The organism is Variovorax sp. FW305-3-2-15-B-LB1 (assembly GCF_058787635.1).
This window is the reverse complement of the sequence record NZ_JBYSZY010000029.1, coordinates 64,354-77,842: the sequence shown is the minus strand read 5'-3', so window position 1 is coordinate 77,842 and position 13,489 is coordinate 64,354. Positions and strand designations below refer to the sequence as shown.

At 70.4% G+C, this 13,489-nt stretch carries 14 protein-coding genes; 7 read left to right on the top strand and 7 right to left on the bottom strand.

Going from position 1 to position 13,489, the window contains the following annotated elements; translation table 11 throughout:
* Positions 1–71 precede the first annotated feature (71 nt).
* A complete protein-coding gene (locus tag AC3WQR_RS18725) occupies positions 72–839 on the bottom strand; it encodes a DeoR/GlpR family DNA-binding transcription regulator (protein WP_492743117.1) in 768 nt (255 codons plus the stop codon).
* 78 nt (positions 840–917) lie between these two features.
* Here AC3WQR_RS18725 and AC3WQR_RS18720 point away from each other — a divergent pair, with 78 nt between their 5' ends.
* From AC3WQR_RS18720 to AC3WQR_RS18710, 3 genes are all read left to right on the top strand, one after another.
* On the top strand, positions 918–1,505 hold the full coding sequence (locus AC3WQR_RS18720) for a GDP-mannose pyrophosphatase (protein WP_492743116.1): 588 nt from the start codon (positions 918–920) through the stop codon (positions 1,503–1,505).
* Positions 1,506–1,512: 7 nt separating this feature from the next.
* Positions 1,513–2,937 (top strand): D-alanyl-D-alanine carboxypeptidase/D-alanyl-D-alanine endopeptidase, encoded by a 1,425-nt coding sequence (gene dacB, locus AC3WQR_RS18715; protein WP_492743115.1) that lies wholly within the window; start codon positions 1,513–1,515, stop codon positions 2,935–2,937.
* A gap of 133 nt (positions 2,938–3,070) precedes the next feature.
* Entirely contained in the window at positions 3,071–4,672 is a 1,602-nt protein-coding gene (locus AC3WQR_RS18710) for an alpha/beta hydrolase family protein (RefSeq protein WP_492743119.1), read from the top strand.
* Positions 4,673–4,696: 24 nt separating this feature from the next.
* Here the strand turns inward: AC3WQR_RS18710 and AC3WQR_RS18705 are convergent, their stop codons facing one another.
* Genes AC3WQR_RS18705 through purE form a run of 3 tightly spaced genes read right to left on the bottom strand, consistent with a single transcriptional unit; the run spans position 4,697 to position 7,439 of the window.
* A complete protein-coding gene (locus AC3WQR_RS18705; protein ID WP_492743114.1) occupies positions 4,697–5,698 on the bottom strand; it encodes an L-threonylcarbamoyladenylate synthase in 1,002 nt (333 codons plus the stop codon).
* Entirely contained in the window at positions 5,695–6,897 is a 1,203-nt protein-coding gene (locus AC3WQR_RS18700; RefSeq protein WP_492743113.1) for a 5-(carboxyamino)imidazole ribonucleotide synthase, read from the bottom strand. Before AC3WQR_RS18700 ends, AC3WQR_RS18705 begins: the two co-directional genes overlap by 4 nt.
* Positions 6,894–7,439 carry a 5-(carboxyamino)imidazole ribonucleotide mutase gene (gene purE, locus AC3WQR_RS18695; RefSeq protein ID WP_492743112.1) on the bottom strand — a complete coding sequence of 182 codons (546 nt, stop codon included), beginning with the start codon at positions 7,437–7,439 and terminating at the stop codon, positions 6,894–6,896. The genes AC3WQR_RS18700 and purE overlap by 4 nt, the downstream gene beginning before the upstream one ends.
* Before the next feature lie 36 nt (positions 7,440–7,475).
* On the opposite strand from purE, the gene AC3WQR_RS18690 reads away from it, so the two are divergent.
* The 4 genes from AC3WQR_RS18690 (at position 7,476) to AC3WQR_RS18675 (ending at position 10,725) form a co-directional block, all read left to right on the top strand.
* The gene (locus tag AC3WQR_RS18690; protein WP_070063216.1) at positions 7,476–8,396 is read left to right on the top strand and encodes a tetratricopeptide repeat protein; all 921 of its coding nucleotides are present in this window, start codon (positions 7,476–7,478) and stop codon (positions 8,394–8,396) included.
* Between the two features lie 132 nt (positions 8,397–8,528).
* On the top strand, positions 8,529–8,837 hold the full coding sequence (locus tag AC3WQR_RS18685; RefSeq protein WP_062481916.1) for a helix-turn-helix domain-containing protein: 309 nt from the start codon (positions 8,529–8,531) through the stop codon (positions 8,835–8,837).
* A gap of 49 nt (positions 8,838–8,886) precedes the next feature.
* Positions 8,887–10,176 carry a type II toxin-antitoxin system HipA family toxin gene (locus AC3WQR_RS18680; RefSeq protein WP_492743118.1) on the top strand — a complete coding sequence of 430 codons (1,290 nt, stop codon included), beginning with the start codon at positions 8,887–8,889 and terminating at the stop codon, positions 10,174–10,176.
* A gap of 102 nt (positions 10,177–10,278) precedes the next feature.
* The gene (locus AC3WQR_RS18675; RefSeq protein WP_492743111.1) at positions 10,279–10,725 is read left to right on the top strand and encodes an META domain-containing protein; all 447 of its coding nucleotides are present in this window, start codon (positions 10,279–10,281) and stop codon (positions 10,723–10,725) included.
* 15 nt (positions 10,726–10,740) lie between these two features.
* Here the strand turns inward: AC3WQR_RS18675 and AC3WQR_RS18670 are convergent, their stop codons facing one another.
* The 3 genes from AC3WQR_RS18670 to AC3WQR_RS18660 all read right to left on the bottom strand — a co-directional run bounded on the left by AC3WQR_RS18670 (position 10,741) and on the right by AC3WQR_RS18660 (position 13,454).
* A complete protein-coding gene (locus AC3WQR_RS18670; RefSeq protein WP_062478299.1) occupies positions 10,741–11,649 on the bottom strand; it encodes a phosphoribosylaminoimidazolesuccinocarboxamide synthase in 909 nt (302 codons plus the stop codon).
* Between the two features lie 100 nt (positions 11,650–11,749).
* Positions 11,750–12,814, bottom strand: a complete 1,065-nt coding sequence (gene fba, locus AC3WQR_RS18665) for a class II fructose-bisphosphate aldolase (RefSeq protein WP_062478296.1) — start codon at positions 12,812–12,814, stop codon at positions 11,750–11,752.
* Between the two features lie 154 nt (positions 12,815–12,968).
* Positions 12,969–13,454: an Lrp/AsnC family transcriptional regulator gene (locus tag AC3WQR_RS18660; protein ID WP_492743110.1), complete on the bottom strand. Its 486-nt coding sequence runs from the start codon at positions 13,452–13,454 to the stop codon at positions 12,969–12,971.
* Between the last annotated feature and the right edge of the window lie 35 nt (positions 13,455–13,489).

Here is a 13,489-nt window from a genome sequence, read left to right as displayed (position 1 = left end):
GGTCTGCGGGGGCGCGGCGGGCATCCCGCCATTATCGAGGGCAGGCCCCGGCCCCGCAGGGGCGGGGCGAATCAGCCGGCCTCGTCGGCACGCAGGATCGCCAGCCCGGCCGCGCGCAGCGGCGCCAGCGCCTGCTCGGGGGCCTGCGGCGCCACCAGCAGCTGCGTCGCGCCCGCCAGCGGACTGACCACCCAGGCCGACGCGGCCCCGAGCTTTTCGGACGAGGCCAGCACGACGGTCTCGGCCGCCGCGGCCATCAGCGCGCGCTTGATCTCGGCCTCTTCCGCGTCGCCCGTGGTCAGGCCCGCCTCGGCGTGCACGCCGGTGGCGCCCATGAAGTAGGTGTCGGCATGGATGCGCGAAATGGCCGCCATGGCCGCCGCGCCGACCGCCACCATCGAATGCCGGAAGAGGCGCCCGCCGATCAGCACGACCTCGATGCCGGTGTGCGCCGCCAGCTCGACCGCCACCGACGGGCTGTGCGTTACCACCGTGGCCTGCAGCGCGAGCGGCAGGTGGCGCGCCAGCTGCACGGCCGTGGTGCCGCCGTCGATGAACACCACCTGCCCCGGCTTCACGAGGCGCGCGGCGGCGCGGCCGATGGCCACTTTTTCGTCGGGCGCGAGCTGCTGGCGCCCGCTGAAGTCGGCCTCGGCCGCCGCGACCGGCAGCGCGCCGCCGTGCACGCGCTGCAGCAGCCCTTCGGCCGCGAGTTCGCGCAGGTCGCGGCGGATGGTGTCCTCGGACAGGGCCAGCTCTTCGCTGAGCGCCTTGGCGACGACCTGGCCGTCGCGCCGCAGGACCGAGAGGATGTGTTGTTTGCGTGGGCCGGTGAGCATGGGCGGATGGTAACGGGTTTGCACGATATTGCACGAATCTTCTTGATATTGCACGAACTCGGTTCTATGCTCGCCGCCATGACCATTCACGACCGCGTCCGGGTGCACGAAGTCACCCTCCTGTCCGACAACTGGTACACGCTGCGCACCACCGCCTTCGACTGGCGGCGCAACGACGGCGAGTGGCAGCGCATGCACCGCGAGACCTACGACCGCGGCAACGGCGCCACGCTGCTGCCCTATCACCTGGGCCAGCGCACGGTGCTGCTCACGCGGCAGTTCCGCTACCCGGCCTTCGTCAACGGCCACGACGACCTGCTGATCGAGGCGGCCGCGGGCCTGCTGGACAACGCCGCGCCCGAGGAACGCATCCGCGCCGAAGTCGAAGAAGAGCTGGGCTACCGGCTCGGCACCGTGCAGAAGGTGTTCGAGAGCTTCATGAGCCCGGGCTCGGTGACCGAGAAGCTGCACTTCATCGTCGCGCCCTACGAGGCCTCGATGCGCGTCGGCGCGGGCGGCGGGCTGGCGGAGGAGGGCGAGGACATCGAGGTGCTCGAGCTGGGCATCGACGAGGCGCTGGCCATGGTGGCCGACGGCCGCATCGCCGACGCCAAGACGATCATGCTGCTGTACCACGCGAAGCTGCACGTGTTCCCGCCGGGATAATCGGCGGATGCCTTTTGCCTCCCGCCGTGCGCAGACCTTCGCGCTGACCCTCGCCCTGCTGGCCCCGGCCGGCGCCTTCGCCCAGCAAGCCCTCCCGCCTCAAGTCGATGCCGCCCTCGCGCGCGCCAAGGTGTCGCGCGAGGCCGTGACCCTGCTCGTGGCCGATGCCGACGCGGGCCGCGCGCCGCGCCTGGCCTGGCGCTCGCAGGTGCCGGTGAACCCGGCCTCGATCATGAAGCTGGTGACCACCTACGCGGCGCTCGACCTGCTCGGCCCGGCCTACAGCTGGAACACGCCGGTCTACGTCGAGGGTTCGGTGGCCAACGGCGTGCTCAACGGCAACCTCTACATCAAGGGCCAGGGCGATCCCAAGCTGGTGCTGGAGCGCGTGTGGCTGCTGCTGCGCCACGTGCAGGGCCTGGGCATCACCACCGTGAGCGGCGACATCGTGATCGACCGCAGCGCCTTCGAGACCACGGTCGAGAACGACCCGGCCGCCTTCGACGGCGAGCCGCTGCGCCCCTACAACGCCTCGCCCGACGCGCTGCTGGTGAACTTCAAGTCGGTCAACATGACCTTCGCGCCCGACCGCGCCGGCCAGTACGCGCGCGTGAGCTACGAGCCCCCGCTGGCCAGCGTGGCGATGCCGCCGACGGTGCCGCTGGCGCCCGGCGAGTGCGGCGACTGGCGCGGCGCGCTCAAGCCCGACTTCAGCGACGTGAACCGCATCCGCTTCAACGGCGGCTTTCCCACGGGCTGCGGCGAGAAGAGCTGGGCCGTGGCCTACGCCGACCCGCGCACCTACAGCCTGCGCGCCATCGGCGGCATGTGGGCCGAGATGGGCGGGCGCGTGGGCGGCCAGATGCGCGAGGGCCGCGTGCCCGCGGGCCTGAAGCCGGCCTTCGACTTCGAATCGCCGCCGCTGGCCGAGGTCGTGCGCGACATCAACAAGTACAGCAACAACGTGATGGCGCAGCAGGTGTTCCTCACGCTGGGCCTCACGCAGAAGCAGCGCGGCACCTTCGAGGCTTCGCGCAGCGCGCTGGGCCAGTGGTGGCGCGAGCGCATCGGCACCGGCGAGGCGTCGCCGGTGTTCGAGAACGGCTCGGGCCTGTCGCGCGACGAGCGCATCAGCGCCGCCGCGCTCGGCAAGATGCTGCAGGTGGCGTGGCGCTCGCCCGTGATGCCCGAGCTGGTGGCCTCGCTGCCCGCGATGGGCGTGGACGGTACGCTGAAGCGGCGCACGCTGCGCTCGGGCGGCGCGGCCCACCTGAAGACCGGCACGCTGCGCGACGCCTCGGGCGTGGCCGGCTACGTGCACGGCGCAAGCGGCCGGCGCTACGTGCTGGTGGCCATCGCCAACGGCGAGAACGCCGGCGCCGCGCGCGCCGCCTTCGACGCGCTGATCGACTGGACCGCGCAGGACCAGTGACTCGGACGGGGCCCGAGCCGCCCCGCTACTGAATAGGTTCTGCTCGCAAACGCTGCTTGCGCGCGGCCATGGCGCTGCCCAGAATCGGACGCTCGTTCGTTTTCGATACAACTCCAGGAGACGCGCCTTGACCTTGCAGCACCCACGGCATTCACAGCCCTCGTCCTTCCCGGCCCGCCGGGTCACCGCCGCGGCGACGCTCGCTGGCGCCACGTTGCTGCTCGCCGCCTGCGGCGGAGGCGGCGGTGGGGGCGGCATCGGCATCGGCTTTCCGCCGCCGGGCGGCGGCAGCGACACCGGGCGCGGCTCGGTCGTCACCAGCCCGCCCGAGCAGGGCACCAAGCTCACGGCCGACCAGTTCAGGGCCAGCCTGCAGGCCTCCGACCAGGGCAAGGCGCTGCTGCAGGTCACCGGCGCGCCCAAGTGCGGCGTCGACATGCGCTACCTCGAGTACCGCACCGTCGGCGGCAAGAACGAAGCCACCAACGCCACCGCCGCGATCATGGTGCCCTCGGGTTCGGACGTGGCCTGCAGCGGCGCACGACCGGTGGTGCTGTACGCGCACGGCACCACGCCGGCGCGCAACTACAACCTCGCCAAATGGACCGACACCACCCAGCCGGCCGCCGGCGAAGGCCTGATGGTGGCCGCCATGTTCGCGGCGCAGGGCTACATCGTGGTGGCGCCCAACTACGCGGGCTACGACAAGTCGACGCTGCCCTACCACCCGTACCTCAACGGCGACCAGCAGGGCAAGGACATGGTCGATGCGCTCACCGCGGCGCGCAAGACCTTCGCGGACATCGGCGCGAACGACGCCGGCTCGCTGTTCATCACCGGCTACTCGCAAGGCGGCTACGTGGCGATGGCCGCGCACCGCGAGATGCAGGCCACCGGCAAGACCGTGACGGCCTCGGCCCCGCTGGCCGCGCCCTCGGCCATCAGCCTCTTGACCGACTACACCTACCTGGGCTGGCCGGCGCTGGGCGCCACGCTGTTCGTGCCGCTGCTGTCGACCAGCTGGCAGCAGCAGTTCGGCAACGTCTACAACAGCACCAGCGACGTCTACGAGGCGCAGTACGCCACCGGCATCGACACCCTGCTGCCCACCCTCACGCCGGGCACGCTGTTCTCCAGCGGCAAGCTGCCGCAGCTGGCGCTGTTCCCGGCCGACGGCAAGCCGGGCCCGGTGAGCCCCGAGCTGGCGATCTTCTACGGCGCCAACAACCTCATCAAGCAGAGCTTCCTCACGCAGGCGGCCACCGACATCCAGTCGGCCCCCTGCCCCGGCAACGCGCTGCCGGCCACGGCCGCGTCGCTCGGCTCGGCCTCGCCGCTGGACTGCAAGCCCGCCACGGGCTTCCGCAAGGCGGCCATCGCCAACGACCTGCGCAACTGGGTGCCGACCAAGCCGATGCTGCTGTGCAGCGGCGCGAACGACCCGACCGTGAACTTCCTGAGCACGCGCGCCACGGCCGGCTACTTCCGCGCCAAGGGCATGCCCGCCGCCGCGCTCGCGGTGGTCGACCTGGAAGACCGCGGCACCACCGACAGCTACTCGGCGGCACGCGCCGGCTTCGCACAGGCGAAAGACCTGCTGGCACAGAGCACGCCGGGCAGCGCCACCGACAAGGCGCGCGCCGTGACCGCGGCCTACCACGGCACGCTGGCGCCGCCGTTCTGCCTGGCGGCAGCGCGCGGGTTCTTCCAGGGTGTGCTGGCGGCCGGGGGCTGAGCCCCGCAGCCTGAGAGGCGTTGATCAGGCCGCTGCAGCGCGCTGCAAGCGGTCTTTCACACCTTCCCACTCGGGCGTGTCGGGCGGCGTCTCGACCCAGATCAGCTTCACGCCCTGCGCGTCGAACTCGCGCAGCACCGCGAACAGCTGCTGCGCGGTGGCTGCGGCGTCGTCGGGCATGCGCCGCAGCAGCACGCGCTGCGAGCGGCTGCGCACGCTGCTGCGCGTCCACACGGCGATGTGCGCGGCGTTGGCACCGAGCACATCGAGGCCGGTCTGGATGGCCTTGGGGTCCATCAGCCGCACCTTGGCGTCGGGCGCGTAGTGCGCCTCCAGCGTGCCCGAGGCGCGCGGGTCGGGCGTGTCGAGCACCTCGCGGTCGCGCAGCGGCTCGCCGACGGCGGCCTCGATCTGGTCGCGCGTGATGAGGCCCGGGCGCAGCAGCACGGGCGCGCCGCGGCTGCAGTCGACGATGGTCGATTCGATGCCCACTTCGCAGGCGCCGCCGTCGATCACCAGCAGCGCGTCGCCGAACTCGTCGTGCACGTGCTGCGCCGTGGTCGGGCTGACGCGGCCGAAGCGGTTGGCGCTGGGCCCCGCCAGGCCGGGCACGCCCTGCTCGGCGCAGGCCTCGAGCAGCGCCTGCGCCACCGGGTGCGCGGGGCAGCGCAGGCCGATGGTGTCCTGCCCGCCGGCCGCCGCCGTGCCCACGCCGGGCTGGCGCGTAACGATCAGCGTGAGCGGGCCGGGCCAGAAGGCCTGCACGAGCTTCTGCGCAAAAGGCGGCAGCGGCTGGGCGAAGCGCGACAGCGCCTGCGCGCCCTTGGCGCCCGCCGCCACGTGGACGATCAGCGGATGGTCGGCCGGCCGGCCCTTGGCCACGAAGATGCCGGCGACGGCGGCGTCGCTGCTGGCGTCGGCGCCCAGGCCGTAGACGGTCTCGGTCGGGAAGGCGACCAGCCCGCCCGCGCGCAGCACGCGCGCGGCCTCGGCGATGGCGTCGGGAGCGTGGCCGTCGAGGATCATGCGAGCACCGGCAGGCCCAGCAGCAGCGCGGCCTGCGAGGCATTGGCGCGCACGCTCTCGAGCGTGGCGCCGGTGAGGGTCAGGTGGCCCATCTTGCGGCCGCGGCGCGGTGCCAGCTTGCCGTACAGGTGCAGGTGGGTGCCGGGCAGGGCGAGCACCTCGCTCCAGCGCGGTGCGACAGGCTTGGCGCCGTCGCCTTCGCCGCCCGGGAACCACAGGTCGCCCAGCAGGTTGAGCATGACGGCGGGGCTGTGCTGGCGCGGCGCGGTCAGCGGCAGGCCGGCGAGGGTGCGCACCTGCAGCTCGAACTGCGACACATCGCAGGCTTCCATCGTGTAGTGGCCGCTGTTGTGCGGGCGCGGTGCCATTTCATTCACCACCAGCGAGCCGTCGGCCAGCGCGAAGAACTCGACGCACAGCACGCCCACGTAATCGAGGCCGCTGGCGATGCTCTTGGCGGAATTGACCGCGCCCTGCGCCACGGTCTTGGGCATGTTCTGCGGGTGCACCTCGGTCACGGCGAGGATGCCGTCGCGGTGCAGGTTGCGCTGCGGCGGGAAATGCACGATCTGGCCGTCGCGGCCGCGCGCCAGGATCACCGAGCACTCGAACTCGAGCGGCAGCATCTTCTCGAGCACGCAGGGCACGCAGCCGGCGGCCTGCCAGGCCTCGACCAACTCGGCGCGCGTCTTCACGCGCTGCTGGCCCTTGCCGTCGTAGCCCAGGCGGGCGGTCTTGAGGATGCCGGGCAGCAGCTGGTCATCGACGGCAGCCAGTTGCTCCGCGGTCTCGATGACGGCATAGGGCGCGCAGGGCACGCCGCAGCGCGTGAAGTGCGCCTTCTCGGCGATGCGGTCCTGCGCGATGGCGATGGCCGAGGCGGCGGGCGACACCGGCCGCGCCACCGCCAGGTGCTCCAGCGAGGGCGCGGGCACGTTCTCGAACTCGGTCGTCACCGCGTCGGCCAGGCCGGCCAGGCGGGCCAGGCCGTCGACGTCGGCGTAGTCGGTGTGGATGTGGTGGTGGCTCACCCGGCCGGCGGGGCTGTCGGCGTCGGGGTCGAGCACCGCGGTGAAGTAGCCCATGCGCTGGGCCGCGTGCGCGAACATGCGCCCGAGCTGGCCGCCGCCGAGCACGCCGAGCGTGGCGCCCGGGAGGATGGGCAAATCGCCGGCATGGCCCGAATGGCCGGTGCTCACAGCGCACCCCCGCCTTGCGGCGAGAAAGGCGACACCGCCGCGCCCGCTTCGGGCGGCGGCAGCACCATGGCCTCGGCAGCGGCGGTCTGGGCCGTGCGGAAGGCGTCGAGTTGGGCGCGCAGCGCCGGGTTGTTCACCGCCAGCATGGCCACCGCGAACAGCGCCGCATTGGCCGCGCCGGCGGTGCCGATGGCAAAGGTGGCCACGGGCACGCCCTTGGGCATCTGCACGATGCTGTAGAGGGAATCGACGCCCTGCAGGTGGCGGCTGGCCACCGGCACGCCGAGCACCGGCACCATGGTTTTGGAGGCCAGCATGCCCGGCAGGTGGGCCGCGCCGCCCGCTCCCGCGATGATCGCGGTGAGCCCGCGCCCGGCGGCGCTTTCGGCGTACGCGAACAGCGCATCGGGCATCCGGTGGGCCGAGACCACCTTCGCTTCGTGGCTGATTCCGAATTGCTGGAGAATCTCGACCGCGTGGCGCATCGTCTCCCAATCGGAGTTCGAGCCCATCACTACACCGACCTGAATGGTTTCGTTCATGGTTTCAATTTTACGTTTCACCCCCAGCTGTTCCCGATGATCGACATCACTCTCGAAAATTTCCAGGCCGAGCTGATCGAAGGCTCGGTCGCCACGCCGGTGCTGCTGGACATCTGGGCCGAATGGTGCGGCCCCTGCAAACAGCTCGGCCCGGTGCTCGAAAAGCTCGAAACCGAATACGCCGGCCGCTTCACGCTGGCCAAGCTGGACGCCGACAAGGTGCCGCAGATTTCCTCGCAGCTGTCCGAGATGTTCGGCGTGCGCAGCATCCCGTTCTGCGTGATGTTCAAGGACGGCCAGCCGGTGGACGGCTTCGTGGGCGCCATTCCCGCCGAGAAGATCCGCGAATTCCTCGACAAGCACGTGCCGGGCGCGGACGAAGCCGAAGCGGCTTCGGAAGGCGCCGCCGCGCAGGAAGCGCTGGCCGAGGGCGACACCCTGGGCGCGCTCGAGAAGCTGCAGCACGCCGTGGCCACCGACCCGGCCAACGACGACGCGCGCTTCGACTACATCAAGCTGCTGCTGCAGGAAGGCCGCATCGACGACGCCAAGGTCGCCTTTGCCCCGGTGATCGCCAAGACCACGCTGGTGCGCCGCTTCGATTCGCTGCAGCGCTGGATGGACGCGATCGACTTCGCCGCCCCCGTGACCGGCGCCGCGCCGACTTTGGGCGATTTCGACGACAAGATCGCCGTCAACAAGCGCGACTTCGACGCCCGCTTCAACCGCGCCCGCCTGCTGATGGCCGCCCAGCGCTGGACCGACGCGATGGACGAGCTGCTCGACATCCTCATGCGCGACAAGAGCTGGAGCGAAGACCTCGCGCGCAAGACCTACATCGCGATCCTCGACGTGATCGAGCCGCCGAAGGTGAAGGTCGCCGACGGACAGATTCCGCCGGACGATCCGGTCGTCGCCACCTACCGCCGTCGCCTCAGCAGCGTGGTGTTGAGCTGAACCGCTGAACGACGCATTGCGCCTTTCAGTGCGCAATTGAACAAGAAAGCGACCTGTGGGTCGCTTTTTTATTGCCGTCACCGCCCCATATAGATAACATTGCTACTCAATTTCCGATAAAAGCGCATTGCAATGCTCCAACTGACCGAAGAACTCGAAAAAGCCCGCAAGGCCGGCGGCCTGAGCCAGGAGGCGCTGGCCACGCGCGCCGGGCTGTCGCGCATGACGGTGCAGCGCATCGAAAGCGGGCAGATCGATCCGCGCCTGTCGACGCTGCTCGAAATGGCGCGCGTGCTGGGGCTCGAGCTGATGCCGGTGCCCGCCAGCCTGCGCCCGCAGCTCGAAGACTTCGTGCGCTCGGGCGGCCGCCTGCTCGGCCAGCCGGCGGGCGTGGGCGCGCCGCCGTCCATCGCGCAGAGCCTGGCCGACGAGAACCGGTGAGACGGTGAGCACGCGCGCCGCCTTCAACACCGGCATCCGCTACCTGCGGATGCACCTGCACCTGCCCGGTGGCGGGCGGCGCGCCATCGGGTACCTCTCGCAGTACGGCGACATCCTGCGCGTGTCCTTCGACGAGGCGTACATCGCCGATGCGGGCCGGCCCACGCTCTCGCTGGCCTACCGCGGCGCTGACGAGGCGGCCACGCGGGCGATCCTGGCCTCGGCGCGCGACGCCCGCGTCTCGCGCAGCGACGGCCGCTGGCCCAGCTACTTCCAGAACCTGCTGCCCGAAGGCCACAACCGCGAGCGCCTGGCGCAGCAGCGCGGCTGCGCGGCCGACGACGAGTTCGAGCTGCTGGCCGCCGCCGGCCACGACCTCATGGGCGCGCTCGAGGTCGAGCCCGTGCCCACGTCCGAAGGCATTCCCGACACGGTGCGCCACTGGCACACGGCGCTGGGGCTCGACGTGCTCGAGCCCGGCTTCGTCGAGATGCCGGTGGAAGACGCCGCCGCCATCCCCGGCGTGGTGACCAAGTTCTCGGCGGTGCAGGATGGGCGGCGCTACGTGGTCAAGCGCCACGGCGCGGCGGGCTCGTTCATCCTCAAGCTGCCGAGCACGCGCCACCCCGACCTGGTCGCCAACGAATACACCGGCTACCGCCTGTGCGGCGCGCTCGGCCTCGACTGCGCGCAGGCCCACGTGATCGACCGCGCCGACGCCGACCTGCCCGAGCAGGTGCCCTTCGCGCAGATCCTGGCGGTGCGCCGCTTCGACCGCACGCCCGAGGGCGGACGCATCCACATGGAAGAGTTCGCGCAGGTGCTGCAGTACGAGCCGCGCCAGAAGTACGGCCGCGGCCTGGCCACCGACTGGCCCGCCATGCTGCGCGTGCTCGACCGCCTGTCGCCGAACCCGGTGGCCGACGTGCGCGAGTGCGTGCGTCGCCTCGTGGCCTTCATCCTGCTGGGCAACAGCGACGCGCACCTGAAGAACTGGGCGCTGCGCTACCCCGACGGCGTGGCGCCGGTGCTCGCGCCGCTGTACGACCCGGTCTGCGTGGCCGCCTTCTTCGAGGATGTGCCGGCGCGCGACTACGGCGTCAACCGCGCCATCGACGCCACACTGCGCGCCTTCGACGGGGCGGCGCTGGAGGCGCTGCTGCGCGCGGCCGGGCTGCTGCGGCCGGCCCGCTTGATGGCCATCGCGCGCGACACGGTGCGCCAGGCCCAGGCCGAGTGGCCCGCGCTGCTGGCGCAGGACGGCACGCCGGCCAGCGTGCGCCGCTGCGTCGAGGCGCGCCTCGCGGGCGGCGTGGCCCTCGCCAGCCTCGCGGCCTGAAGAAGCCCGGATGCGCCATCGGGCCTGTCTTCGCACCGGCCACGGCGTCGCATACGATGGCGCCGGTTTTAACTTGTTGCAGATTGAAAAGGAAAATTGGCCATGCGTTCCTTCGCCCGCCGTACCGCGCTCCCCGCCATTGCCTCGGCCGCGCTGCTGCTGACCGCCCTGACCGGTTGCGGCAGCGGCATCAGCCTCGACGAGCCGATCGAAGGGCCGGTGTGGCGCCTGGTGCAGCTGGGCGACGAGCCCATCGCGCCGGGCGGCGATGCGCAGCTGCAGTTCGATCGCAGCAGCGGACGGGTCAGTGGTTCAGGCGGCTGCAACCGCGTCACGGGATCGTTCACGCGCGCGGGCGTGTCGCTCAAGCTCGGACAGATGGCCGCGACGCGCATGGCCTGCGCCGACCCGGTGCGCGGCGCCAACGAGGCGCAGTTCCTGTCGGCGCTGCAGAACACGGCCAGCTACCGGCTGGCGCCGGGGCGGCTCGCGCTGCTCGATGCGAGCGGCCGCACCGTGGCGCTGCTCAGCAACGGCACCACGCGCTAAAGACGAGAAGCCGGATCAGCCGTGGGTGAGGCGGTCCAGCGCCTCGCGGTACTTGGCGGCCGTCTTCTCGATGACTTCGGCCGGCAGGCGCGGCGCCGGGGGCGTCTTGTCCCAGGGCTTGCCGTTGATCTTGGTGGCTTCGAGCCAGTCGCGCACGAACTGCTTGTCGTAGCTCGGCGGGTTGGTGCCGGCGGCCAGCGCGGCCTCGTAGCCCTCGACCGGCCAGTAGCGCGAGCTGTCGGGCGTGAGCACTTCGTCCATCAGCACCAGCGTGTCGTTCTCGTCCAGGCCGAACTCGAACTTGGTGTCGGCAATGATCATCCCCTTGGCCAGCGCGATCTGGGCCGCCGCCTCGTAGATGGCGATGCTGACCTCGCGGATCTGCTGCGCCAGCTTGGGGCCGACGACCTCGACCACGCGCTCGTAGCTGATGTTCTCGTCGTGCTCGCCGGCCGCGGCCTTGGCGGCGGGCGTGAAGATCGGGCGCGGCAGCTTGCTGGCGTTGGTCAGGCCCTCGGGCAGCGGCACGCCGCAGACGGCGCGGTTGTCCTGGTATTCCTTCCAGCCGCTGCCGGCCAGGTAGCCGCGCACCACGGCCTCGACGGGGATCGGACGCAGGCGCTTGACCAGCATCGAGCGGCCCGTGACCTGCGCCACCTCGTCGGGCTGCACCACGCTCTCAGGCGCCTCGCCCGTCAGGTGGTTGGGGCACAGCGCGCCCAGGCGGTCGAACCACCACAGCGCCATCTTGGTGAGGATCTCGCCCTTGCCCGGGATCGGCTCGCCCATGATCACGTCGAAGGCGCTGAGCCGGTCGCTCGCGACCATCAGGATGCGGTCTTCGCCGACGGCGTAGTTGTCGCGCACCTTGCCGCGCGCAAGCAGGGGCAGGCTCTGGATGGAAGAGGTGTGAACGGTGGTCATGGACGGATGCTCGGCTGGGAAACGGTGACGGGAAAAGCGGATTGTGCGCGCAGAAAAAAGCCACCGCGAGCGGTGGCCTGCGGCGCGCAGTCTGTCTTCGTTAGATGACTTGCTGCGCCAGGTCGCCCTTGGCGTACTTGGCGGCAACGACCTGCAGCGTGTCGCCCTTGATCTTGGCGCCCTGGCCTTCGCAGCCGAACTCGATGTAGCGCTGCTTGCAGATCTGCTTGGCGGCTTCGCGCGCGGGCTTGAGCCACTCGCGGGCGTCGAACTTCTCGGGGTTCTCGGCCAGGAACTTGCGCACCGCGCCGGTCATCGCCAGGCGGATGTCGGTGTCGATGTTGATCTTGCGCACGCCGTACTTGATGGCTTCCTGGATTTCCTCGACGGGCACGCCGTAGGTTTCCTTCATGTTGCCGCCGTATTTGCGGATGATTTCCAGCAGGTCTTGGGGCACCGACGACGAGCCGTGCATCACCAGGTGGGTGTTGGGCAGGCGGGCGTGGATTTCCTTCACGCGCTGGATCGACAGGATGTCGCCCGTGGGCTTGCGCGTGAACTTGTAGGCGCCGTGGCTGGTGCCGATGGCGATGGCCAGCGCGTCCAGCTGCGTGGCCTTCACGAACTGCGCGGCTTCTTCGGGGTCGGTGAGCAGCGACGCGTGGTCGAGCACGCCTTCGGCGCCGATGCCGTCTTCTTCACCGGCCATGCCGGTTTCGAGCGAGCCCAGGCAGCCCAGCTCGCCTTCGACGGTGACGCCGACCTTGTGGGCCAGCTCGACCACCTTGCGGGTCACGTCGACGTTGTAGTCGAACGAAGCGGGCGTCTTGCCGTCTTCGTGCAGCGAGCCGTCCATCATCACGGACGAGAAGCCCAGGTCGATCGCGCCCTGGCAGATGGCCGGGCTCTGGCCGTGGTCCTGGTGCATCACCAGCGGGATGTTCGGGTACTGCTCGATGGCGGCCTGGATCAGGTGCTTGATGAAGGCTTCACCCGCGTATTTGCGGGCGCCGGCGCTGGCCTGCAGGATGACGGGCGCGCCGGTTTCCTTGGCGGCCTCCATGACGGCCTGGACCTGTTCGAGGTTGTTGACGTTGAAGGCCGGAATGCCGTAGCCGTTGGCGGCGGCGTGGTCCAGCAGTTCGCGCATCGAGACGAGTGCCATGGGAAATACCTCGTGGGAATAGAAAAAACGGGAAAAAAGAGAAGGCGGAAAGTCGGGAGAAAACTACCCCGATTCTACCGAGCCCCCTTGTGGGACAGGGCCGACGCCACCCCGGGCGCCACGGGTACTGGCGCGCAGCTCTTTTTCAACTTTTTCAGATCGGCAACTGCGTGGTCGACAGCACCTGCTTGAGCACCACGAAAGTCCGGATCTGCCGCACGCCCGGCAGGTACAGCAGCTGCTCGGCATGCAGGCGGTTGAAGCTGTCGTTGTCGCGGGTGCGCACGAGCATGAAGTAGTCGAATTCGCCCGTGACGACGTGGCATTCGAGGCAGCCCGACACCTTCTGCGCCGCCTTCTCGAAATCAGCGAAGGAGTCGGGCGTGGAGCGGTCGAGCACCACGCCGATCATCACGAGCATGCCGACCTCGAGCGCGTCGGGGTCCAGCAGGGCGACCACGCCCTTGATGAAGCCCGCGGCCCGGAGCCGCTCGACCCGCCGCAGGCAGGCCGGCGCGCTGAGGTTCACCTTGGCGGCCAGCGCCACGTTCGACACCGAGGCGTCGCGCTGCAGGGCGCGCAGGATGGCGCGGTCGGTGCGGTCGAGCTCCGTCGGGGAACGCAATTTTGTTGTGCTCATGGCTTCCTTTCCGGATGAAAAGCCTTCCGTATGGC

What these genes read in the sequence shown, in the direction of transcription:
- fba (WP_062478296.1), bottom strand. Translation starts at nt 12,814, where the DNA reads ATGGCACTCGTCTCGATGCGCGAACTGCTGGACCACGCCGCCGCCAAC.
- AC3WQR_RS18725 (WP_492743117.1), bottom strand. Translation starts at nt 839, where the DNA reads ATGCTCACCGGCCCACGCAAACAACACATCCTCTCGGTCCTGCGGCGC.
- AC3WQR_RS18720 (WP_492743116.1), top strand. Translation starts at nt 918, where the DNA reads ATGACCATTCACGACCGCGTCCGGGTGCACGAAGTCACCCTCCTGTCC.
- AC3WQR_RS18690 (WP_070063216.1), top strand. Translation starts at nt 7,476, where the DNA reads ATGATCGACATCACTCTCGAAAATTTCCAGGCCGAGCTGATCGAAGGC.
- AC3WQR_RS18705 (WP_492743114.1), bottom strand. Translation starts at nt 5,698, where the DNA reads ATGATCCTCGACGGCCACGCTCCCGACGCCATCGCCGAGGCCGCGCGC.
- AC3WQR_RS18660 (WP_492743110.1), bottom strand. Translation starts at nt 13,454, where the DNA reads ATGAGCACAACAAAATTGCGTTCCCCGACGGAGCTCGACCGCACCGAC.
- AC3WQR_RS18670 (WP_062478299.1), bottom strand. Translation starts at nt 11,649, where the DNA reads ATGACCACCGTTCACACCTCTTCCATCCAGAGCCTGCCCCTGCTTGCG.
- purE (WP_492743112.1), bottom strand. Translation starts at nt 7,439, where the DNA reads ATGAACGAAACCATTCAGGTCGGTGTAGTGATGGGCTCGAACTCCGAT.
- AC3WQR_RS18680 (WP_492743118.1), top strand. Translation starts at nt 8,887, where the DNA reads ATGCACCTGCACCTGCCCGGTGGCGGGCGGCGCGCCATCGGGTACCTC.
- AC3WQR_RS18685 (WP_062481916.1), top strand. Translation starts at nt 8,529, where the DNA reads ATGCTCCAACTGACCGAAGAACTCGAAAAAGCCCGCAAGGCCGGCGGC.
- AC3WQR_RS18675 (WP_492743111.1), top strand. Translation starts at nt 10,279, where the DNA reads ATGCGTTCCTTCGCCCGCCGTACCGCGCTCCCCGCCATTGCCTCGGCC.
- dacB (WP_492743115.1), top strand. Translation starts at nt 1,513, where the DNA reads ATGCCTTTTGCCTCCCGCCGTGCGCAGACCTTCGCGCTGACCCTCGCC.